At 58.8% G+C, this 21,823-nt stretch carries 21 protein-coding genes, 1 tRNA gene and 1 riboswitch (1 of these 23 cut by a window edge); of the genes, 10 read left to right on the plus strand and 12 right to left on the minus strand.

Annotation, left to right across the window (positions count from 1 at the left end):
* The 3 genes from msrQ to KUW67_RS08940 form a co-directional block, all read right to left on the minus strand.
* Positions 1 to 209, minus strand: partial view of a protein-methionine-sulfoxide reductase heme-binding subunit MsrQ gene (gene msrQ / locus KUW67_RS08930; protein WP_224824946.1) — the 5' portion only. Its footprint begins 406 nt before the window's first position; only the first 209 of its 615 coding nucleotides appear in the window; it begins with the start codon at positions 207 to 209; the stop codon falls past the left edge of the window.
* Entirely contained in the window at positions 206 to 1,108 is a 903-nt protein-coding gene (msrP, locus tag KUW67_RS08935; protein ID WP_224824947.1) for a protein-methionine-sulfoxide reductase catalytic subunit MsrP, read from the minus strand. The genes msrQ and msrP overlap by 4 nt, the downstream gene beginning before the upstream one ends.
* Before the next feature lie 69 nt (positions 1,109 to 1,177).
* Complete coding sequence (locus KUW67_RS08940; RefSeq protein WP_224825145.1) at positions 1,178 to 2,671, minus strand: FMN-binding glutamate synthase family protein; 1,494 nt, start codon at positions 2,669 to 2,671, stop codon at positions 1,178 to 1,180.
* A gap of 250 nt (positions 2,672 to 2,921) precedes the next feature.
* Between KUW67_RS08940 and KUW67_RS08945 the strand changes: the two genes are divergently transcribed.
* Positions 2,922 to 3,407, plus strand: coding sequence for a fasciclin domain-containing protein (locus KUW67_RS08945; protein ID WP_224824948.1), 486 nt, complete (start codon positions 2,922 to 2,924; stop codon positions 3,405 to 3,407).
* Between the two features lie 202 nt (positions 3,408 to 3,609).
* Here KUW67_RS08945 and clpB read toward each other — a convergent pair whose 3' ends face one another.
* Positions 3,610 to 6,225: an ATP-dependent chaperone ClpB gene (clpB, locus tag KUW67_RS08950; protein WP_224824949.1), complete on the minus strand. Its 2,616-nt coding sequence runs from the start codon at positions 6,223 to 6,225 to the stop codon at positions 3,610 to 3,612.
* A gap of 208 nt (positions 6,226 to 6,433) precedes the next feature.
* Between clpB and KUW67_RS08955 the strand changes: the two genes are divergently transcribed.
* From KUW67_RS08955 to KUW67_RS08965, 3 genes are all read left to right on the plus strand, one after another.
* Positions 6,434 to 6,742: a hypothetical protein gene (locus KUW67_RS08955; RefSeq protein ID WP_224824950.1), complete on the plus strand. Its 309-nt coding sequence runs from the start codon at positions 6,434 to 6,436 to the stop codon at positions 6,740 to 6,742.
* Between the two features lie 63 nt (positions 6,743 to 6,805).
* On the plus strand, positions 6,806 to 7,495 hold the full coding sequence (gene pyrF / locus KUW67_RS08960; RefSeq protein WP_224824951.1) for an orotidine-5'-phosphate decarboxylase: 690 nt from the start codon (positions 6,806 to 6,808) through the stop codon (positions 7,493 to 7,495).
* A gap of 338 nt (positions 7,496 to 7,833) precedes the next feature.
* Positions 7,834 to 8,544 carry a hypothetical protein gene (locus KUW67_RS08965; protein WP_224824952.1) on the plus strand — a complete coding sequence of 237 codons (711 nt, stop codon included), beginning with the start codon at positions 7,834 to 7,836 and terminating at the stop codon, positions 8,542 to 8,544.
* On the opposite strand, the gene KUW67_RS08970 is transcribed toward KUW67_RS08965, so the two are convergent.
* From KUW67_RS08970 to KUW67_RS08985, 4 genes are all read right to left on the minus strand, one after another.
* Positions 8,531 to 8,815, minus strand: coding sequence for an NfeD family protein (locus tag KUW67_RS08970; protein WP_224824953.1), 285 nt, complete (start codon positions 8,813 to 8,815; stop codon positions 8,531 to 8,533). The genes KUW67_RS08965 and KUW67_RS08970 overlap by 14 nt on opposite strands.
* Positions 8,815 to 9,708 carry an SPFH domain-containing protein gene (locus KUW67_RS08975; RefSeq protein ID WP_224824954.1) on the minus strand — a complete coding sequence of 298 codons (894 nt, stop codon included), beginning with the start codon at positions 9,706 to 9,708 and terminating at the stop codon, positions 8,815 to 8,817. Before KUW67_RS08975 ends, KUW67_RS08970 begins: the two co-directional genes overlap by 1 nt.
* 51 nt (positions 9,709 to 9,759) lie before the next feature.
* Positions 9,760 to 11,013: a D-amino acid dehydrogenase gene (locus tag KUW67_RS08980; protein WP_224824955.1), complete on the minus strand. Its 1,254-nt coding sequence runs from the start codon at positions 11,011 to 11,013 to the stop codon at positions 9,760 to 9,762.
* Between the two features lie 127 nt (positions 11,014 to 11,140).
* A riboswitch (glycine riboswitch) is annotated at positions 11,141 to 11,226 on the minus strand.
* An 87-nt stretch (positions 11,227 to 11,313) separates the two neighbouring features.
* Positions 11,314 to 13,128, minus strand: a complete 1,815-nt coding sequence (locus KUW67_RS08985; RefSeq protein WP_224824956.1) for a glycosyltransferase family 2 protein — start codon at positions 13,126 to 13,128, stop codon at positions 11,314 to 11,316.
* Positions 13,129 to 13,279: 151 nt separating this feature from the next.
* On the opposite strand from KUW67_RS08985, the gene KUW67_RS08990 reads away from it, so the two are divergent.
* Both KUW67_RS08990 and KUW67_RS08995 read left to right on the plus strand, forming a co-directional pair.
* The gene (locus KUW67_RS08990; RefSeq protein ID WP_224824957.1) at positions 13,280 to 14,092 is read left to right on the plus strand and encodes a hypothetical protein; all 813 of its coding nucleotides are present in this window, start codon (positions 13,280 to 13,282) and stop codon (positions 14,090 to 14,092) included.
* Positions 14,093 to 14,096: 4 nt separating this feature from the next.
* Positions 14,097 to 14,981 carry a hypothetical protein gene (locus KUW67_RS08995; RefSeq protein WP_224824958.1) on the plus strand — a complete coding sequence of 295 codons (885 nt, stop codon included), beginning with the start codon at positions 14,097 to 14,099 and terminating at the stop codon, positions 14,979 to 14,981.
* A gap of 22 nt (positions 14,982 to 15,003) precedes the next feature.
* Here the strand turns inward: KUW67_RS08995 and KUW67_RS09000 are convergent, their stop codons facing one another.
* On the minus strand, positions 15,004 to 16,017 hold the full coding sequence (locus tag KUW67_RS09000) for a glycosyltransferase family 2 protein (protein ID WP_224824959.1): 1,014 nt from the start codon (positions 16,015 to 16,017) through the stop codon (positions 15,004 to 15,006).
* Positions 16,018 to 16,092: 75 nt separating this feature from the next.
* Here KUW67_RS09000 and KUW67_RS09005 point away from each other — a divergent pair, with 75 nt between their 5' ends.
* On the plus strand, positions 16,093 to 17,346 hold the full coding sequence (locus tag KUW67_RS09005; RefSeq protein WP_224825146.1) for a DNA polymerase IV: 1,254 nt from the start codon (positions 16,093 to 16,095) through the stop codon (positions 17,344 to 17,346).
* Here the strand turns inward: KUW67_RS09005 and KUW67_RS09010 are convergent.
* Both KUW67_RS09010 and KUW67_RS09015 read right to left on the minus strand, forming a co-directional pair.
* Entirely contained in the window at positions 17,338 to 18,387 is a 1,050-nt protein-coding gene (locus KUW67_RS09010) for a bifunctional transcriptional activator/DNA repair enzyme AdaA (protein ID WP_224824960.1), read from the minus strand. The two genes, KUW67_RS09005 and KUW67_RS09010, sit on opposite strands and share 9 nt — an antisense overlap.
* A 64-nt stretch (positions 18,388 to 18,451) precedes the next feature.
* The gene (locus KUW67_RS09015) at positions 18,452 to 19,312 is read right to left on the minus strand and encodes an N-formylglutamate amidohydrolase (RefSeq protein WP_224824961.1); all 861 of its coding nucleotides are present in this window, start codon (positions 19,310 to 19,312) and stop codon (positions 18,452 to 18,454) included.
* Between the two features lie 160 nt (positions 19,313 to 19,472).
* On the opposite strand from KUW67_RS09015, the gene KUW67_RS09020 reads away from it, so the two are divergent.
* The 3 genes from KUW67_RS09020 (at position 19,473) to KUW67_RS09030 (ending at position 20,696) form a co-directional block, all read left to right on the plus strand.
* Positions 19,473 to 19,547: transfer RNA gene (locus KUW67_RS09020), tRNA-Val, on the plus strand.
* Positions 19,548 to 19,598: 51 nt separating this feature from the next.
* Positions 19,599 to 19,724 carry a type B 50S ribosomal protein L36 gene (gene ykgO, locus KUW67_RS09025; RefSeq protein WP_010141322.1) on the plus strand — a complete coding sequence of 42 codons (126 nt, stop codon included), beginning with the start codon at positions 19,599 to 19,601 and terminating at the stop codon, positions 19,722 to 19,724.
* A gap of 78 nt (positions 19,725 to 19,802) precedes the next feature.
* Positions 19,803 to 20,696 carry a homocysteine S-methyltransferase family protein gene (locus KUW67_RS09030; protein WP_224824962.1) on the plus strand — a complete coding sequence of 298 codons (894 nt, stop codon included), beginning with the start codon at positions 19,803 to 19,805 and terminating at the stop codon, positions 20,694 to 20,696.
* A gap of 90 nt (positions 20,697 to 20,786) precedes the next feature.
* Here KUW67_RS09030 and KUW67_RS09035 read toward each other — a convergent pair whose 3' ends face one another.
* Complete coding sequence (locus KUW67_RS09035; protein ID WP_224824963.1) at positions 20,787 to 21,683, minus strand: PRC-barrel domain-containing protein; 897 nt, start codon at positions 21,681 to 21,683, stop codon at positions 20,787 to 20,789.
* Between the last annotated feature and the right edge of the window lie 140 nt (positions 21,684 to 21,823).

Here is a 21,823-nt window from a genome sequence, read left to right on the forward strand (position 1 = left end):
TTCCGCAAAGGTGAAATGACGAGCCCCGCCAAAAGCAGTTGCAGCGCGATGAGCCCGTATTCGTGTTCCAACACCTTCACAGGCTCAGGCCCAAGCCCGCCCGTCAGGCCCAAATAGAACAGCCCACCCGCCGGGATCAGCCCTACTATATATATAGGCCACGCTGGGAGCCGGCGCGCGGCTCCGTTTATGGTGTCGGTCAGGGTCAAATGAACGTCGTCAGATCCATGCCCTCGTAAAGGGACGCGACCTCGTCTTCATACCCGTTGAACATCAGCGTCGGCTGACGCTTGGCAAACAGGCCCCCACCGATCACACGCTCCGTCGCTTGCGACCAGCGCGGGTGATCCACGTTCGGGTTCACATTACTATAGAAGCCATATTCGCGCGGGTTGGCCTGGTTCCAGCTGGCAAAGGGTTCTTCATCGGTCAGCGTGATCCGCACAATCGACTTGATCGACTTGAAGCCATACTTCCACGGAACCACCAAACGAATGGGCGCGCCATTCTGGTTGGGCATCGGTTTGCCGTACAGACCAGTGGCCACCATGGTCAGCGGGTGCATTGCCTCGTCCAGGCGCAGACCTTCGCGGTAGGGCCAATCCAGAACGGGGAACGCGACGCCACGCATCTCGTCAGGGCGATAGGCGGTTTCGAACGCAACATATTTGGCGCCAGACTGCACGCCGACCTTTTCCAGCAGATCAGCCAGTTCAAAACCGTTCCACGGCACGACCATCGACCATGCCTCGACACAGCGGAAACGGTAGATGCGTTCTTCGACGGTCATGCCGTCCATCACCTGCTCGAACGAATAGGTGCCGGGGTTGTCGACCATGCCGTCGATCTCGATCGACCACGGCTGGGTGGTCAGCGCACTCGCGTAACGCGCAGGATCATCCTTGCCGGTGCCGAATTCATAGAAGTTGCAGTAATTGGTGATGTCTTCAAAACTGTTCGGAACAAGCTCTTCCGCCATCGCGGGACTGGCAATTGTGCCCGCCACCCCAGCCGCAGCCGCACCAGCGATCAACTGACGCCGGTTCAGAAACACCGCTTCGGGCGTCACATCATTATACGTAAGGTCGTTCTTCCAGCGTCCAGCCATTGGGTCCGTTCCTTTGTTTTGCTCACTCATAGATAAGAGTGTGTCAAAACCAAGCCAAACCAACTGTCCTCACGAAGCTGTGGTCGCACTGTAACTTGGATAAATCTCGTTCATCGGGACGGAACGGCCATTGGGTTGAACCAGCCGCACATGGCGGCGGCGCATCAGGCGAGGTTCGGCCACGCCGACAGAATGAGCAATCGTCTCGACCTCTTTGGTGATTTCCTTGGCATAGCGCGCGACGCGCTTGTATTTCTCCTCAACAACCAGACCCTTCTGAAAACGCGGGTCATGGGTGGTGATACCCGTGGGGCATGTGTTCTTGTTGCACTTCAAAGCCTGAATGCAGCCAAGCGCAAACATGAAGCCGCGCGCGCTGGTCACAAAATCCGCCCCCGCCGCCATGGCCCAAGCGATATCGCCGGGGTTTACCAACTTGCCAGACGCGACAAGTCGGATGCGGTCTTTCAGTCCGAACTCATCGCGCAGGTTCGCGACCAGGGGCAGTCCCTCGCGGATTGGCATCCCGACCAGATCAATCAACGGCATCGGTGCGGCCCCTGTGCCACCCTCGCCCCCATCCAGCGTAATAAAGTCAGGCGCGCTGTCATCACCCCGCGCCTTGATGGCCATAAATAAGTCGCGGAACGGCTCTTCCGCCCCAACAACCGTTTTGATCCCGACAGGTTTACCCGTGACCTCGCGCACATGGGCGATGAAATCGAGAAGGTCTTCCCAATCATCCACCTCCGCATGACGGTTCGGAGAAATACTGTCCGCCCCCTGCGCAATCCCGCGGATCTTGGCAATCTCTGGCGTGATCTTCTCGCCGGGAAGAATCCCACCTTTGCCAGGCTTGGCCCCTTGGGCGAGCTTAATCTCAAACATCCGCACCTGAGTATGCGCTGCAACCTCGCGCAGCTTGCTGTCATCCAGATTTCCGTCGTCGTCACGCACGCCGTATTTGGCGGTGCCAATCTGAAAAACGATGTCGCAGCCGCCTTCCAGATGAAACGGAGAGAGCCCACCCTCGCCTGTATTCATCCAGACACCCGCCTCTTTGCAGCCCCGGCTCAAAGCCTGAACAGCAGGTTTTGAGATGGCGCCATAGGACATGCCCGAGAGATTGAAGATGGACATAGCGGTATAGGGCATCCGCGTACCTGCGCCAATCACCACCGGCTCGGTCGAGGCGAACTGATCGTCGAGCGGTGGAAACGCAGCGTTCACAAATAAGGGCGTGCCGACAACGCTCAGGTTGCGCGTCGATCCAAACGCCACCGTATTCCCATGCCCTTCGCCCGCGCGCTTGACCCATTCGCGTTGTGCACGATTGAACGGCAATTCCTCGCGATCCATCGCAAAGAAATACTGGCGGAAAAATTCGCCCAATGTGCTGAACAACCCCCGAAAGCGTCCAAGCACCGGATAGTTGCGCCGGATCGCATCTTCGGTCTGGGTGCGGTCGATGATAAACAAGACAAGCGCCACCAAAGTGACGACCCCGATTACAGCGACAAAAGCCACCGCCAGAGCTTCCAACAGATATCCAGCCCAACTCATCATCGTTTTATCCTCCTGAGTGCTGATGAACCTTGGGCAAGGCGGTACGTCAGCACAAGCAGGCTCACAGATCCTCAACTATTTTTTATTGGAAATCGAAAAACGCCCCTGCTTAGGGGAACCGACTGCCATGACAAGGTACAGCTTTCCGCAAATGGCAAGGTTTTGCGCATTTTCTTTCGCAAACGGCTCTCTAACTCTCACTCATCAGCGCGGGATGGACCTGCGCTTTTTCTTAGGAGACTAATTGATGCTACGCAGAACTTTCGTCGCACTGACAGCCGCCACCATGATCGCCGCCCCTGCCTGGGCCGGCTCCATGAAGAAAGACATCGTGGATACCGCCGCTGGCGCAGGCTCGTTCGAGACACTTCTCGCCGCAGCCACCGCAGCCGAGCTGGTCGACACGCTCAAAGGCGAAGGCCCTTTCACCGTTTTCGCCCCCACCGATGAAGCATTTGCAGCGCTGCCCGAAGGGACTGTTGAGTCTCTTCTCGAGCCCGAGAACAAGGATCAGCTGACCGCGATCCTCACCTATCACGTCGTGCCCGGAAAAGTCATGTCGACCGACCTGAGCAATGGTATGGAAGCCGAAACCTTGAACGGTGCCGCCGTGACCATCATGACCGAAGATGGCGTCACGGTGCAGGACGCCTCCGTTGTGACGGCTGACATCGAAGCATCGAACGGCGTGATCCACGTCATCGACAGCGTGATCCTGCCGCCGGAGAGCTAAGCTCCAGCGACGCAACGCACATTGCAAAGGCCCCGAAGCACAGCGCTCCGGGGCCTTTTTTCATTTCGCTTTTTTCAAATATCCCGGGGGTGCGGGGGCAGAGCCCCCGCCGGGCGACGCGGCGCAACACCTTACAAGACGACCGCTTTCGGTGATTTTTCAAATCACCTGGCGCTTGAACGGTACTCACAAACGAGTGCCGTTAATGAACCACGGCATCCTCGGGTGGCTGTCGGTTGCTCGACGCAACACGGTCGCCGATCAGCAATCCATCTGCTCCGGCGGATACGGTCACGGTATCGCCATCTTTTACATCCCCAGACAACAGCATTTCTGCCAACGGGTTCTGCAAAGCACGCTGGATCACACGCTTGAGCGGACGGGCACCGAAAACCGGGTCATAGCCCTCCTCGGCCATCCAGACCTTGGCACTTTCCTCAAGCTCCAACGTAATCTTGCGCCCCGCCAAGCGAGAGGTAAGCCGTTGCAACTGAATATCCACGATCCCCGCCATGTCTTCGCGGGCAAGGCGATCAAAGATGATCGTCTCATCCAGACGGTTCAGGAACTCTGGCCGGAAATGTGCGCGGACGGCGTCCATCACATCACGCCGGGCACCGCTGGGATCCGCGCCATCGGGCAATTGGCTCAGGCTTTGCGCCCCAAGGTTGGATGTCAACACGATCAGCGTCTGCTTGAAGTCCACCGTGCGGCCCTGACCATCGGTCAGCACGCCATCATCCAGCACTTGCAACAGCACGTTGAACACATCCGGGTGCGCTTTCTCGACCTCGTCAAACAAGACGACCTGATACGGACGCCGCCGCACAGCTTCGGTCAGCACGCCCCCTTCATCATAGCCCACATAGCCCGGAGGGGCGCCGATCAGACGCGCAACCGCGTGTTTCTCCATGAACTCCGACATATCAATGCGCACCATCGCGCTGTCATCATCAAACAGAAACTCTGCGACAGCCTTTGTCAGCTCGGTCTTACCGACGCCGGTTGGCCCAAGAAACAGGAATGAGCCCAACGGTCGGTTCTCGTCATTCAGCCCCGCGCGTGCACGGCGCACGGCATTGGCCACAGCCGTCACAGCCTGACTTTGACCGATCACACGATTGCCGATCTGCTCTTCCATGCGCAGCAGCTTTTCGCGCTCGCCTTCCAGCATCTTGGCGGTCGGAATACCCGTCCACCGCTCCACAACGCTGGCGATCTGTTCCGGCCGCACGGCCTCTTCGACCATGACCTCATCGCCTTGGTCCTCCGCCGTTTCCAGCTTCTTCTCAAGCTCGGGGATCACGCCGTATGACAACTCACCGGCCTTTGCCAGATTGCTTTCGCGCTTGGCGATATCCAGCTCGGCCCGCGCACGGTCCAACTGTTCTTTCAAATCGCGCGCAGACGCCAGCTTGTCGCGCTCGGATTGCCATTGGGCGGTCATCTCGCTTGAGCGCTCTTGAAGGTCAGACAAGTCTTTCTCCAACGTCTCAAGCCGATCCTTGGAGGCCGCATCATCCTCAAGCCGCAACGCTTCCGCTTCGATCTGCTTTTGCAAGATCTCACGGTCCAGCGCGTCCAGTTCTTCGGGTTTGCTGTCGACCTCCATCCGCAATCGCGACGCGGCTTCATCAACCAGATCAATCGCCTTATCGGGCAGGAACCGATCAGTGATGTAGCGGTGGCTCAAAGTTGATGCCGCAACCAACGCGCTGTCGGAAATCCGCACGCCGTGGTGCAGCTCGTATTTCTCCTTGATGCCCCGCAGGATCGAGATCGTGTCCTCGACCGTCGGCTCCTCCACCATCACAGGTTGGAAGCGTCGCGCCAAAGCCGCGTCTTTTTCGACATATTTGCGGTACTCATCCAGCGTGGTCGCGCCAACGCAATGCAACTCGCCCCGCGCAAGCGCAGGTTTCAGCAGGTTCGACGCATCCATCGCGCCATCGGTTTTGCCCGCACCGACAAGCGTGTGCATCTCGTCAATGAACAGAATGATTTCGCCCGCGGCGGCCGTGACTTCGGACAGGATCGCTTTCAAACGCTCCTCAAACTCGCCCCGGTATTTCGCACCGGCAATCAGCGCGCCCATATCCAGAGCCATGAGGCGCTTGTTGCGCAAAGATTCAGGCACGTCACCGTTGATGATGCGCAAGGCCAAGCCTTCGGCAATCGCGGTCTTACCAACGCCCGGCTCACCGATCAGAACAGGGTTGTTCTTGGTGCGGCGCGACAGCACCTGCATCGTCCGGCGAATTTCCTCGTCGCGCCCGATGATCGGGTCGATCCGGCCTTCCTCGGCCCGCGCGGTCAGATCCTGCGCATATTTCTTCAGCGCGTCATAGCCTTCCTCGGCCGAGGCCGTATCCGCTGTGCGCCCTTTGCGAATATCGTTGATCGCTTCATTCAAGGACTGCGCCGAAACGGCCCCCGCCTCCAACGCCTCGCGCGCTTTGGATTTGACCAATGCCAGCGCCATCAGCATCCGCTCGACCGGCACGAAACTATCGCCCGCTTTCTTTGCGATCTTTTCGGCCTGGGCCAGCACTTTGGCGGTGGATTGGTCCAGATAGGTCTGGCCCGCATCCCCCGTCACCTTTGGCATCTTGGCCAAGGCAAGATCGACGGCTTCCAGCACACGCTCAGGCGCACCGCCAGCCCGTTTGATCAGGTTGCTTGCAAGCCCCTGATCGTCATCCATCAATGCTTTCAACAGGTGTTCGGGCGTCATCCGTTGATGACTGTCCCGCATGGCGATCGTCTGGGCGGCCTGAATAAAGCCGCGCGACCGCTCGGTGAACTTCTCCAAGTTCATAAGCTCTCTCCTTTTTTAAGCGTCCCGGATTTGGCGCACCCGACTTCGCGGCATACCCCAGCAAGGACCTTGTCAAATAAATGGGAGGCGATACCGCCCGCTTCAAGACGCATCTTCACGCACAGGGAACAAATTCGTGATTTCCCCGTTTAATCCGTAGGTTCCGCCCCATTTAGATAAAAGCAAACAGGACCCAAAGAGGTGCAACATGAGCAGTAAACGTACAGAGATTTCCGAACTGATCTACAACCCTGTCGAGACCGCGTTCGAGGCGATCGTCACGATCCACGACGGCCCGGTCACCGCACGCTATGCCGCCAGCCTGAAAGCCCCGCTGAATGCGTCCTTTGAGACGATCAGCGCAGGCATGATTGCGCGGGCACATAAACAACATCGCTCAGAAACGCCGGGGCTTCGGACCCGTCTTTTGGCCGATGGCGAAAGCCTGCCGGTGCCGCGCGCGCATCTTGCGCCGCTCAAGACCATGCTCGACAGCCTCTTCGCCCGCGCCGCCTGATCCCACTTGCGAAGGCGGACCGTTTGCGGCCATAGGAGTGGCACCGATCACAGGAGCCTCCCTATGTCCGACGACCGCCTCATTGTTGCGCTTGATGTCCCCACAGCCATTGAGGGGTTGCAACTGGCCGAAGTGCTGAACGATGCCGTATCCTTCTACAAAATCGGCTTGGGCATGCTGACCACGGGCGGGCTGGCACTGGCCAATGAGCTGAAACAAGATCACGGCAAGCGCATCTTTCTGGACATGAAGCTCTTTGATATCGGCGCCACGGTCGAGGCTGCAGTACGCGGGCTTGCGCAATTCGATCTGGATTTCCTGACAGTTCATGGTGACCCCCATGTGGTCCGCGCGGCACAGATCGGCAAAGGCAACAAGGATACGAAAATCCTTGCGGTTACGATCCTGACATCGCTGGACCGCAGTGATCTAGATGCGAGCTGCCTGAAACCCGGTGATGTGCAGGACCTCGTGTTGGAACGTGCCGCCAATGCCCTGAATGCCGGGGCCGACGGTTTGATCGCCTCCCCACAAGAAGCGGCCCTGATCCGGGCCTTGCCCGAAGCCAAGGGAAAGCTGATCGTAACGCCTGGTGTGCGCCCGGCAGGTGCCGCCCTTGGCGATCAAAAGCGCGTTGCGACCCCTGCACAGGCCATCACCGATGGCGCGGATCACATCGTGGTCGGACGCCCGATCTGGCAGGCCTCCAGCCCCAAATCCGCCGCCGAGGCCGTTCTGGCCGAATTACCCTGAACCAACCGCACATTTCGTGAATTCTCCGTCAAAGCGCATGGGCACTTCGCCCCAACGCTTCGGGAGACGCGCCCCTTTCTGCTAAACAACAATCATCTCGAAAGGCCTGTCGCCGTCCCAGCGCAAGGCTACGAGTCATACCTTTGCGGAGGCTCTCGCGACTTCTCCCGGCCCATGAAACATGCCTCCCTCATGTTCGAAGCGCTCCGCACTCCGCCCGCGCGGCACCGCTTTTTTCAGACGGTGCCGCCGGGTTCGGACCAAGGCGCGCGCGGTGCAATCAGGTTTTCTTTATAATCTGTCCTTATGCTCCGCGCGCCTTAATGAAAGAGATCGCCATGACAGATGCCAAAGCCAATAACGCCCTCGTTCTTTCCTTTTTGACGGTGCGCAAGGCACTGGGCTATCTGGGGCTGGCCTTGCCCGCTGTGCTGATCGGCTACGGCCTTGCGATCAACGGCCAGATCGAGGATTCAGTCAGCGCGTTTTACTACACCGGCATGGGCGATGTATTCGTCGGCACGCTTTTCGCGATTGGCGTTTTTCTTTTTGCCTATAAAGGCTACCCCCCCGAACCCGGAGAGGTCATCTCGGATCGCTGGGTCTCTCAGGTTGCGGGGATAGGCGCGATTGTCACGGCCTTGTTCCCGACGCCCATCGACACGCAGATCGACTGCGAAACGGTTGCGTGCTTAGTGACCGGTTTCGCTGCCTCGAACCTTCATTACGCAGGGGCGGCGGCGTTCTTTCTGGCTATCGCAGTGTTTTGTCTGGTTCTGTTCACCCGCTCGGCGCCGGGCACCAAGCCCGACTTTGAAAAGCGCCGCGCGAACGCCGTATATCGGTGGTGCGGAATTACGATCTTGGCCGCCCTTGGCGGCTTGGCAACAGCCTTTCTGCTGGTCGATGACGGCTCCGCACTGGACACTCAACTCGACGCCATCAACATCGTGTTCTGGCTGGAGACAGTTGCGATTGGCGCCTTCGCCATTGCCTGGCTGGTCAAAGGCGAGACATTGCACGGCTTTTTCGGGATCAGCCCTGATTGATATCCGTATCGAATGTCTTCACCTGACCAGTTTTCAGCGCAAAGACCTTGCGCAACACCAGCCACGCAATCAGTGAGACGGATGCGAAGATCACAAGCGCCATCGCGATGGACCCGCCCACAAGCGCAGGGCCACCGATCAGCAACAGGACCGCGATGACACCCGCACCAATGGCGAAGCCCAGAAGGACAAAAGCGGGGGCAAGGATCTCAAGGATACCCAGCACAAGAGCGGCAACCGCCCAGACCCACCATTCAAAAACCAAATCCATCAGCCACGTCCTTTCAGCATATTGAACGCATTGCCGAACGCTTCGATCGCGTTGGCGGGTAGCACAATCGTGTTGGAGCCTTGGCTGCCCCCCAGCGCATTCAGCGACTCGACCTGTTTCAGCGCCACCTGATATTGCGCCGCTTCCAAGCCGTTCTCCGCAATCGCCGCAGCCACGACCTGGGTCGCATAAGCCTCCGCCTCGGCTTCAATCCGGCGTGCTTTGGCGGTTTGCTCAGCGGCATAAAGCTCGGCGTCCGCCGCCAACTCGACCGAGCGTTTGTTCCCTTCGGCTTTCGTCACTTCGGCACGACGCGCGCGTTCTGCGTTCAACTGCTGCATCATCGCATCGCGGGTCGCCTGATCGAGGTTCACATCGAGAATTTCGGCACGCGTCACCTCGATGCCCCAGTCATCCACCGCATCCTCAACCAGTGCCTTGATTTGCGTAATCAGTTGCGAACGGTTCGATTGCACCTCGTCCAGCTCCATTTTACCGATCTCGGCGCGCACGATACCGGCCACGGTTGTGGCAATGGCGGCATCCACATCGCGGATACGGTAAACCGTGCGCTCAGGCTCGGTGATGCGATAAAACACGCTGGTTTCGACCTGCACCAGCACGTTGTCGACGGTGATCGCGTCTTGGCTGGCGTTTGGCAACTGCCGCTCAAGGATCGAGATTTTATGCGCCACCCGGTCCAGAAACGGGACGATAAAGTTGATGCCCGGCCCCAGAACCGATTTCAGGCGGCCAAAGCGTTCCACCACGAACTGCTCGGACTGCGGCACAATACGCACGCCCAGAACGATACAGACGATGATGAAGGCGGCGAGAACCAGCAAAAACAGGTTCTCACCCAGAAAGTTCAATAAAATCTGCTCGATGTTCATAAGGGGGTCCCTCGGAATTTATGCCTCGTTACCCCCTCATATAAGCCGATTTCAGGCGTTTTTAAGACGAAACCCGCCCGAGACAGGGGCAGACGTCTCTGAAAACGCCTCGGAAACACGGCCCGCCACGATGTCCGCAGTCACCGCAGAAAGCGTCCAGCCAAGGTGGCCGTGACCGGTGTTGTAAAACACCCGGTTCTGTCCGATCCGCCCCAAACGCGGCATCATGTTGGGCATCATCGGACGCAAGCCGGCCCATGGCACCACGCTTTCGGTGTTCACATCCGGGAAATGCACTTCGCACCATTTCGTCAGCGGCGCGATCCGGTCGGCACGGATATCGCGGTTTTCGCCGTTAAACTCTGCTGTGCCAGCGATGCGGAAACGGTTTTGGCCCAGCCGCGAGGTTACGATCTTGGCCTGATCATCCAGCAAAGAGACCATCGGGGCGGCGGCCTGCGATTGCGCATCATCAAGGTTAACCGTGATCGAGTAGCCCTTCACCGGATAGACATTCACCCGGTCGCCCGCCATTTTCGCGAATTTCCGGCTGCCGACGCCTGCACAAACAACCACACCGTCAAAGCGCTGCTGCACCCCGTCGGTGGTGATCGTGACAACAGTCTTGTCCGCCTTCACGTCGCGCACCTCATGGCCCAGCGCGAATGTGACCCCTTGCGCCTCAAGCCATCGGGCCAGACCCACTGTGAACTTATGGATATCGCCGGTGCTATCGCTGTCGGTCCAGAAGCCGCCAATGACATCGCCGCGCAATGTCGGCTCTTTCTCAAGCGTTTCAGCCGCACTCAACTCGCGCCGCTCCAGCCCGCCTTCGGCCAGCATCTGCGTGACGCGGCGTGCATGGGTCAGGTCTTTCTGCGACTTGTAGAAATGCAGGATACCCGCAGGCAAATGGTCAAAATCCACGCCCGCCTGTTCGGCCATCTCAAACATGATCCGGCGCGAGGCAACGGCCATGGACGCGGTTTTCACAGTGTTGCTGCGATAGCGCGGGATCGCCGCCAGAAACTCGGCCATCCACGAGGCTTTGTGCCAGGTGGGCGTGGGGTTCACCGACAAAGGGGCATCCGATTTCGCCAGCCATTTCAGGCCTTTGAAGACGGTCGACCACGTGTTCCACACTTCCGCGTTCGACGCGGAAAGCTGCCCGCCGTTGGCAAAGCTCGTTTCCATCGCCGGATAGCGGTTGCGGTCAAAAACGGTGACGTCGAAGCCACGCTGCTGCAGTTGAAAAGCGGTTGTGACACCGGTGATACCGGCTCCCAGAATAGCAATATGGGTCATGTCTGTTACTCAAGCCAACAGGCCATGCCCCCTCCGTCTTGAACCTGAGAGATTCACCAGATGCGACACCTGTCGCACAAGGCTTGCTCCTTCGGTGCGCCCTTTCGAGGCGGCTCTTCGGAGTGTTGCAGCCGGGCCGGTCCTTTTGCCTGAGAGTTTACCGGGGCGGTTGCTCCTTCGGCGGCTGGGAAAGCTCTCTCCCGACCAAACTGTTCACATGTTTCATGTCGCAGATGATGCGATTCGCGGCAACCGAATTTCTTTCATGATGATGGTGAGGCGAACGCTATGGCGCGGCGGTCACACCGCCGTGGACGCCTTGCGATAGCCTGCCGCAACCAGTGGCGAGATTTGCAGCCGCTCGACATATTTCTCGGCCGCAAAGACAGCCTCAAAGGCTTTCAGTTCGCCGACGCGATCCGCCCAAAGCCGCCCCATCAGCAAAACGATCTGCGGGCTTTTTGAAACGGCGAACGCGTCCTGCAAAGCGTCCGCTGTCATCTCAGGATCGCCCAGCGCCAGCACATCAGGCTGATGCTGCTTGAGCAAATCGCCAAGCGACACATCCTCAGCCAACTGCACGCGCGCGGACTCAGCGACACCGTTTTGCGCCCAAAGCCCGCGAATGAACGTCCGTAATTCGGCACAGCGTTCCTGCAAAACCACGGTCACATCCGCCCGCTCCTGCGCGATATGAGTGCCGACAAACCCAGAAGCCGCGCCGTAATCCAGATACGTCCCCCCCGCTTGCACCCATTTCGGCACATTGCGCGCCAGGGGGCGCTCGAACTTCCCTTCAGAGATTTGGATCAGCGCAGGCGGCGTGAACAATCGCGGATCGGCCGGCAACTGGACCGAGTGGTTGGCAAACCATTCCATCGGTGGAGTGGCCGACATATCAACCTCCCCGCGCACATAAACGTCGACGGGCAGAACCTCCTGCTGCTCCACCGGCTTTTTCTTTTGCTCTTTCGGCTTGGAGGTTGCCCGTTTTTCTACATCCGACATCAATGCCGCGATCTTTTCCTTGTCGCGGGCTTTTGGCGGTTTGGCCTCTACCTGCGTGATCGGTGCGGCACTGGCTGTCTTAAGATTGGCGACGAACTCTTCATATTCCGGCGTGCCTTTGAACGTGTTCAACTTCGCCTCGGCCATTTCCAAGGCCGCATGGTGCAGGCGGTTCAACTCAGGGTCGCTCAGCAGCCCCTCGAAAATCTCGCGTCGCCGCTCGGAATAACGAAGCATCGTGTCATCACGCACCTCATTGCGGTCCTGAAGCGACCAGTAGGCGTCGTTATACTTGTCTTTCTTGTTATTCACGTTGCCACGGAATTTGCGCATCGCGTAGCTGTCGATGCCCTTTACCGCATAGTGGTTCATCTGCGCCCAGTCATAACCAACCGTGCGCACGATCGACCGCCAGCCGCGGAATTTGAAGTAATCCTCCATCGGGCGGCCAGAGCCATTGAGCCACTTCACTCTGTCGGGAAACTCTGTGTCCAGCACCTTGTTCTTCATCTTGGGGCGGTGGATGCCCAGCTTCCACACGTCCGGGTCAAACTGAAACAACGTCTTCACGCCCCAGCCCTTGTTCCACATCGGCGGGGCTGCATAGAGATACTGTTCGGTCACCGGATCGCGCGACCAGTCATGCACGCCGCCCGACCCGAAGATGCGCCAGGTGATGACCATCCCGTTGCCACCCTCCGCCTTGATCCCGTCAATCAGACCGTCCAGCGACCCGTCGCCATGTTTGATGCACAAAAACTCATCCGCATCAAAGACCAATAGCCAATCGGCCTTGGCCGTCAGCGGCTCAACCTGCGCGTATTTCAAGGCCGATGGCTGCGGTTTGATCCCTTCGGGGATATCGTTGCGCCGGTGATAAGCCAGCCCCAGCTCTTCCAGCCGGATCAGCATGTCATCGGTGCCATCGCTGCAATCGTTGGTGTAGACCAGCAAATCGGTGAACCCGACTGCCATGTGATGGGCGATCCATTCCAGAACGAACGGCCCTTCGTCCTTCATCATCGACACGGCCATGACGGTGCCATGCGGACTGATATGCTTGTCCGGAAGCGTTCCCGCTCTGGATTTCATGTTGGACCGTGCCACGCCTGCCTCGCTTTCGCGTTTTATGCTGTCTAAATCATTCCAACGCGATGGGGAATTCTAGACAAAATTTCCGCTTTCCTGCATATTCTCAACCAAACAAAATATGATCTGGGGCGCATAGTGCAGCCCTAGACAAGCAAGGGCAGTAAACATGACAACACCCGTTCGGCGTCCCGTGGCTTCTTTGTGGATTGGCGAGAAGCTGCAATACCTCAACCAGATTTGCCTGCTGAGCCATGTGCAAGCCGGACACCCCACGACGCTCTATTGCACCGATGAGGTCAGCAATGTTCCCGAAGGCGTCGAGGTCCGCAAAGCGACCGAGATTATGGATATCCCCATGGATATCGTCGAACAAACCTCGGCCTCGTTCCTGTCCAACGTCTTCCGCTACAAGATGATCCAGAAGACCGGCGCGATCTGGATTGATTGCGACGCCTTCTGCCACAAGCCCTTCCCCGATGAGATGGAATATATCTTCGCCGGTCATGGCTTTCGCGGCGCGCTGAACTGCGGTGTCGTCGCGATCCCCCAAACCGGGGAACTGATGGACCGCTTGCTGGATTATTACGACAACCTGCCGCCCGCGCCGCCATGGTTCAACAAGAACCAATTGCGCAAGCTGGGCCGTCAGGATGAAAGCCTGCCCCATGCCGTGAAGATCTACAAAGCCGAACGCACCGCCTTCGGCCCGCAAGCCTTCACCTATTTCGCCCGCGAAACCGGCGCGATAGAGCATGCTTTGACGAACGACTACCTCTACCCGGTGCCGTTCCAGTTGAACGACATTTTCTACGATCCCCATGGCCGGGTCGAAGGGCATTTCACCGAAAACACCCTGTCCGTGCACCTTTATACCAACGGTACAAAACCATGGTGGCGCAAGAATGTCCCGCTTGAGAACTCCTATGCCTGGCGCATGTGCCAACAAACCGGCGTGAACCCAGCCGACGCGCTGGAATAGACCGATGGCCACGCCTCGCCTGACCCTCACCTATATCGTCGAGCCGCCGGAATACGACATTCTGGCCTGCTCTCTTCTGGCCTCCATCCGCACGCATTTTCCCAAAAGCGTCGCCTGCATCGGCTATGTGCCGGAGCACCGGATGGACGAGGTGCATCCGGCGGTCTTCAAAGCGCACGAAATCATGGGCGGCGAAATCCGCCCGATGAAGACCGAAGGCATGTGGGATGAACCCTACCCCCACGGCAACAAGATCATCGCCGCCATGCAGCCCCGCGACAGCCAGTACTCAGCGTTCGTCGACAGCGATGTGCTGTTTTTGCGCAAAAACGCCGTCGCCAATATCGCCAAGGCAGGGCATGTCAGCTGTTCCATGGCGGCCTCAATGGTCTGGGCCGAGCAATCCATCTGGGACGATATCTACGGCGCGTTCGACATGCCGATCCCCGAAGAACGCATGCACCTGATGCGCCGCTCCGCCAAGCCGGTGATCCCGTATTTCAGCGCCGGTTTCGTGATCTTCCCCGAAAAGCCTGGCAAAGGCGGGCGGTTTCCGGACGTCTGGTATGACACCGCCCGCGAAATCGACAAGATCGAGACACTGGAAAAACGCCGCCCCTATCTCGATCAGATGAGCCTGCCCGTCGCGATCCAGCGCGCAGGCCTCAAATGGAACGTCCTCCCCGAGGAACAGCATTACATCCTCGGCGGCAAACTACGCGGCGAACCCTTGCCCGAAGACCGTGAGATTTTCACGATCCACTACCGCAAGCACAAGATTTTGCGCGAGGTGGGCCAAATGAAATACGCCCGCCGGATGATGTTTGAGCAGACAGGCCAGCATTTCGTGCGGCGATTGACGGAAACGCCTGAAGACAGCGCAGACTAAGCCGATACTCAGTTCGGTGCCGTCAAGACTGGTTGTCTTGACGCCTTTTCAAATGCGCGCGCACCGCATTAGGGCTGGGCGGCGTGCTGGTGCCCGCCAATTGCAAATGCCAGTATAGCTGCACCTCTGCCGGGTCCGTCATGGCCGCCGCAAAACGCGCCTCGTGCCAATCCCGCCCCTTGGACTCGATCCCGGCAACACCCGCGATCGCGCGCAGATCGGTCAAGGCGGCCTGTGTCTGCTCCAGCCGCCATAAGATGCTTTCATCATGCACGGTGTTGAAGTTCCGCTCGGCCCAGTAGGCCAACCCAATCTCGCGACCGGTGCGGTTCGGCAATCCCCGATAGCGCTTGACCATGAACTCCTGCGCAGAGCGGATTGAATAGTGGTTAAGCTGCACAAAAGCAGAGCCATGCTCTGTTCCGTAAAGGTTAATCCGCCCGTCATCGCGCGCAAAATCCGCAGGTAGGCCTTCCCCGCTTCCGTTCACCCACGCAGGGGCAGAGCCTTTCTTCTGCTTGGGCCGATGAACGCCGGCTTTCTGAAATCCCGCCGCACGGTAAAGGCTCTTGAAGAACCATGACAGCGGCAAGGCGCAATCCTCGGGCGCGGCTTCGGTGAACCGCTCCATCGTCAAGCCGTCGCTGGTCACGATCCGGTCGGAATGACCAAATAGCCGCCAGCGCAGCGCGACCGCATCGGTATCCGCAGGCAAAGCCTCAATCAGGTCCGCGAAACTGCCCAGCGGCGCGCGCAGATTGATGAACTCGTCACAATCCAGATGCAGCACCCAGTCCGCATCGACCAACCCCTCCGCCGCTTTCAGCGCCCGCCATTGCGGGGGCTTGTCACCATCCGGTGTCCGCACATGGCGGACGATCCCAGCCGCCTGCAACGCATCCAAAAGCGTGTCCGTGCCGTCTTCGCAATCATTGGAAAAAACCAGAAACTCCGCCCCCATCGCGCGGTGATGCGCGATCCATTCAAGCAGATGCGGTGCCTCGTTACGCACCGACGTCAAAATCAAAACCGTCATGGACCAACCTTGCCTGCGACACGCCTCAAACGCCACCGAATTGTGCGGCGCGGCAAAGAGGCGTATCACCCTCCCATGCCCGCGTTATGCCGAGATTGCCTGACCCAATTCGAGGACGGAAACCGCTGCCCGTCCTGTAACTCTCCGCGTGTGCGCAGCCATCCCGAGCTTTTCGATCTGACCATCGCCCATATGGATTGTGATGCGTTCTACGCCTCCGTCGAAAAGCGCGACAATCCTGAACTGCGCGACAAACCCGTCATCATCGGCGGCGGGCGGCGGGGCGTTGTCTCCACCGCCTGCTATATCGCGCGGATCCGTGGCGTGAAATCCGCAATGCCGATGTTCAAGGCGCTGAAACTGTGCCCCGACGCAGTCATCGTGCGCGGCCGGATGAGCACCTATGTCGAGGTTTCAAAACAGGTTCGCGCCTTGATGGAGGAACTCACCCCCGCCATCGAACCCCTCTCCCTGGACGAGGCGTTCATGGATTTGTCCGGCACCGCCAAACTGCACGGCGCGCCGCCCGCTGTGATGCTGGCGCGGCTCACCAGACGCATGAAAGACGAGATCGGGATCACCGGCTCCATCGGTTTGAGCCACAACAAGTTTTTGGCCAAGGTTGCCTCTGACCTGGATAAGCCGCGTGGGTTTTCCGTGATTGGCAAAGCCGAGACAGACGCTTTTCTGCGCGACAAGCCCGTGCGCATGATCTGGGGGATCGGGCCTGCGGGGCAAGCGTCTTTGGACAAGGCGGGCATCCGCACTTTCTCAGATTTGCTGCGCTGGGACAGGCGCGATCTGCATGCGCGGTTCGGTTCCATGGGCGACCGGCTCTACCACCTCGCGCGTGGCGAAGACCGCCGCCGGGTGTCGGCCCATTCGCCAATGAAGTCCATCAGCAACGAGACGACCTTTCACGACGACACCAACGACCCCGACATTCTCGACGGGCATATCTGGCGCATGGCCGAAAAGGTCAGCGACCGCGCCAAGGCCAAAGGGCTGGCGGGCCGCGTCGTGACGCTGAAGCTCAAGCGCGCCAACCATTCGTTGCTGACCCGGCGCACCTCCCTGCGGGACGCCACGCAAATGGCTGACCGCATCTACCGCACCGCACGCGACCTCTTTGACCAAACGCCCGACAGCGGCCCCTATCGCCTTCTGGGCGTCGGCATCAGCGATCTTACCAAAGACACCGAGGCCGATCTGAGCGGCGATCTGCTGGATCCGGAGGCCGCCAAACGCACCGACGCAGAACGCGCCGCCGATGAGATCCGCAAGAAATTCGGCGCTGATGCCATCATCAAGGGCCGCGCGTTAAGGTAGGTATTTGCGCTCTATTTCAATAAGTTGCTGCTTGCGCCACAGCCCGCCACCATAGCCCGTCAGCGATCCATCAGCGCCAATAACGCGGTGACATGGCACAATCAGCGCGATCTGATTGGCCCCGTTCGCCCGCGCAACGGCCCGCGTCGCGGTTGGTTGGCCAAGCGCTTTCGCCAGATCGCCATAGCTGCGCGTCTCGCCTGCCGGAATTTTAAGCAACGCCTCCCAGACACGGCGGGTAAAGTCGTTGCCCCGCAAAGCCAGAGGAACCTTGAACCGCGCAGTTTTGCCCATAAAATAGGCATTCAGCTCGTCCTCGACCTGCTCGTGGACACCGAAACGCCCAATCCCAAGGCATTTACAATCCTTGTAAAGCCGCTTCAGCTCACTGGGCAGCGCCTTGCGATCCGCAAATTCCAGCAGATGCAACGCCCGTTTGTCGGCCACCGCGATCATCGGCCCCAAAGGCGTGTCGATCCAATGGGCGCGCATCATCGGATCACGGCTTAGCGCACCGGGGGGCTGGCCCAGCAATTTGGCAAACGCATTGGCGAAACCCGCCTGACTGTCAAACCCCGCCTCAAGCTGCGCATCAATCACGCGCCCACCGCCTTGCATCGCCTCAAAACCCCGCCGAAGCCGTTCTAACCGCGCCATCTTCAGGAAAGTCATCCCGAACTGACGCTGAAACGCGCGCCGCGCGGTCGAGGGATCAATCCCCATCGCAACGATGTCGCCTTCAGACCATCGCCGATCCGGCGCGGCCTCCAAAGCCTCCATCAAACGCGTGATCACCGGGTCCTGCTTGGCCTGTGGCCCCATCGGCTTGCACCGCTTGCACGCCCGATACCCGGCTTCCAGACACGCGCCGATATTCTCGAAGAACTGGCAATTCTCGCGCTTGGGTTTGCGCGCAGGGCATGTCAGCCGACAAAAGATCCCGGTCGAGCGGACGGCCACATAAGCCTGCCCGTCATAAAGCGGATCACGCTCCAAAAGCGCGCGGTAAAGTTCATCGTCGGAAGGGAGAGGAAACAACATACCTTGCTATACCGCGCGACACCCCACGCAGCCCACCCATTTCGGGCGTCTATTCAAATTGCTGCTATTCGGCAGCCAGCGGCATGGATTGCTCGCCAATCGTGACAAGTTCCGCAATCACCGATGTCAGAACGGCGCGGAAATCCTCGAAATGAGCTGACTTTGTGACCGCGTATTCGTTCATGTAAAGCGCGCGATCAATCTCGATCTGCACGACATGCTGCCCACGCGACGGGCGGCCATAGGTTTGCGCGATGTAGGCACCGGCAAAAGGCGCATTGCGCACGACCCGCAGGCCTGCATGGATAAACGCCGCCTCGACCCGGTCCACGATGTCCGACCGGGCAGACGCGCCAAACCGGTCGCCCAGAACCACCTCAGGCCGGGTGGTAGCGCCGCGGGCAATCGTGTCGATCGCCTCATGCGGCATGGAATGGCAATCAATCAGAACAGCCTCGCCAAACTGCGATTGCGTCATATCCAGAAGGCTCTGCAGTTTTTCATGGTAGGGGCGCCAATAGGCATCAATCCGGTGGCGCGCCTCATGACGCGGCAGCTTGCCGCGATAAATCGCACGCCCGTTGGCCACCACACGCGGGACGACACCCAGACCGGACGCAACGCGCGGATTATGGGCGATCTTGCGCACATCCTCGATCAAGGCCGGGTCCAGTTCGTCACAGGATCGGTTCAAATCCAGATAGGCACGCGGTGCACCAGCCTTTAGAAACGGTGCACCAAAGCTGGGCGCGCTGGCAAAAAGCTCGTCCACAAAGGCATCCTCGGACGAGCGGATCGTGCGCTTGTCCAGAACGGTGCTTTTCAGAAAGGCATCCGGATAGTCTGCGCCGCTATGGGGCGATGCAAAGACAAGAGATGTTGTCTGCACCTCGGGCGTGTCCAATGTGAAAGCGTATTTGGGCATCGTCGTTCCTGCTATGGTGCTTTAAACATAGACTGATTCAATCAAAGTCCAAAAGCCCTTGATCCCCTGATCGACTCCTTTTATAGACCCCACACCTGACGCGATGCATTTCGCGTCCCTTTTGTTTTAGGGACCTGATATGTGTCGCTGGCGGTATCATGGGCGCTTAGCTCAGCGGTAGAGCACTTCGTTGACATCGAAGGGGTCACTGGTTCAATCCCAGTAGTGCCCACCATGATTTTGAAACCCCAGGCGCAGGGACGCGCCGCGAAAAAGGAGAAGACCCATGAAGGTCAGAAATTCGCTCCGCTCGCTCAAGCAGCGTCACCGCGACTGTCGTGTCGTGCGCCGCAAGGGCCGTGTGTATGTGATCAACAAAACACAGCGTCGGTTCAAAGCGCGTCAGGGCTGATTGCCCGCGCCGATCCACGCAATATATCGCTAAAAAGGCCGCCTTTCCGGGCGGCTTTTTTGTCTTTGGGAGGAGACAATGGCACAGATAACGCTTCTGGATGGCGGCTTGGGCCAGGAACTGGTGCACCGCTCAGGCGACAAGCCGACACCGCTTTGGTCGACCCGTGTTATGATCGACCATCCCGGTCTGGTCGAGGAAGTTCACCGCGACTTTTATGATGCCGGTGCGACAGTCATTGCCACGAATACTTATGCGCTGCACCACGACCGGCTGGAACTGGCAGGCGTCACGACGCCTCTGCCCGATCTGATCACCGCCGCCCTGTCCGAGGCGAGAGCGGCCCGCGATGCCCATCCGGGCAAGCGCATCCTCGGCTCTATCGGGCCGCTGATTGCCAGCTATCGTGCCGATCTGCATCCACCCATGGCCGAAGCGACACCGCTTTATACCGAGCTTGCACAAGCACTAGCCCCCCATGTGGATGTTATCGGGTTTGAAACCGTCCCTTCCATTGATGCCGCGCGTGCCGCACTTGCCGCGACACAAGATATCGACACGCCCATCTGGCTGGCCTTCACGCTTGATGATCAGGACGGCAGCAAGCTGCGCTCTGGAGAGCCGCTGGCCGACGCATTAAGCGTCGCGCAAACTGGTGCCGCCGCGATCCTGGCCAATTGTTCCGCCCCCGAAGTGATGGCCGCCGCGATGGACATATTTGCGACCAGCGACCTGCCCTTTGGCGGTTATGCCAACGGCTTCACCAAGATCTCGGATGGGTTTCTACAACATGCCCCCACGGTCGATGCGCTGACCAAACGGCAGGACCTCGGGCCAGAGGATTACGCCGCCTTTGCCTCGAAATGGGCAGCGCAAGGGGCCACGATCATCGGCGGATGTTGCGAGATCAGTCCGGATCACATTCGCGCCGTCCATGACGCGCTGATCGCCGACGGACATACGATCATCTGACACAGAAAAAAGGCCGCTCTCTGATAAGAAGAGCGGCCTTTCCGTCAGACGTGCGAGACCCAACCGAATGGCAAAGGCCTGCACATATATTTAGCCCTGATATTCAGGCTTTGCTTCCAGCGCTTCCTGAGTGCTGTCGATATAGACACGCACGGCACCATCTTCGCTGCGAATGATCTGCAATTCGTCGAATTGCACGGCGACGTCTTTTTCGCCAATGCCAAGGAAGCCACCCACGTCAAGAACGGCGCGGTCCATCTTGCCATCATCGGTCAGCAGCAAAGTGCCAATCTCGCCAATATCTTCATCATTGGTGCTATAGACCCGCGCACCCGTCAGATCGTCAGCGGTCAGATCAGCCGCATCGACGGTGGTATAGCCTTCACGCTCGACCGAAGGGGCCTTTGCCATTTCAGCGTCGGCGTTTTCCGTCTCGGCGCTGGTTCCGGCATCCGCTGTTTCAGTCGCGGTGTCGGCTTCCATCTCAGCAGCGTCGTCGGTCTTGTTCATCTCTGCCGACTCGTCCGTTGCATCAGCATTGTCGCTCCAACCGCCGCTGGTCGACACGCGCTCATATTCCGGCGCTTCTTCAACACCGGCAGCATTCGCGTTCACCACCAGGAAGAATTCACCGCTTTCACCTTCTTCGGCGACGAATTTGATCTGATCCATGCCCATGGCGACATCCTTTTCGCCCATGCCCAGGAAGCCGCCGACGCCGACAATCACCGATTCAAGACTGCCTTCGCGGGTCAGAATGAGCTCGTTGATCTCACCGATATCATCCCACTCGGTCTCGCCGCCTTCGGCAACGGTGCCTTCGATCTGCGCTTCGGATGCATAGACGCGCATGCCAATGAACTCAGACGCGTTGAGATGGGTTTCGGCGTCGAATTCCGTATCCTGGAATGTCGCCATGGTCTCATTTGCATAAGCGGCAGTGCTAAGCACCAAAGCAGCGGCAGTCGTGGTCATAAAGTGTTTCATCTTGGTCGTCCTCCAGTTGAGCTGCGCAAACAGCGATATGTCGGGCTAACCGAGGGAGATGACATATGGTTCCGAAAAAACACTCTCGTTTAATCTATATTAAACCGTTTTAAATAAAGGATTTTTTTGGGAACTATGCG

This window comes from Cognatishimia sp. MH4019 (assembly GCF_020177595.1).
In the GTDB taxonomy this organism is placed as follows: Bacteria; Pseudomonadota; Alphaproteobacteria; order Rhodobacterales; family Rhodobacteraceae; genus JAHTBL01.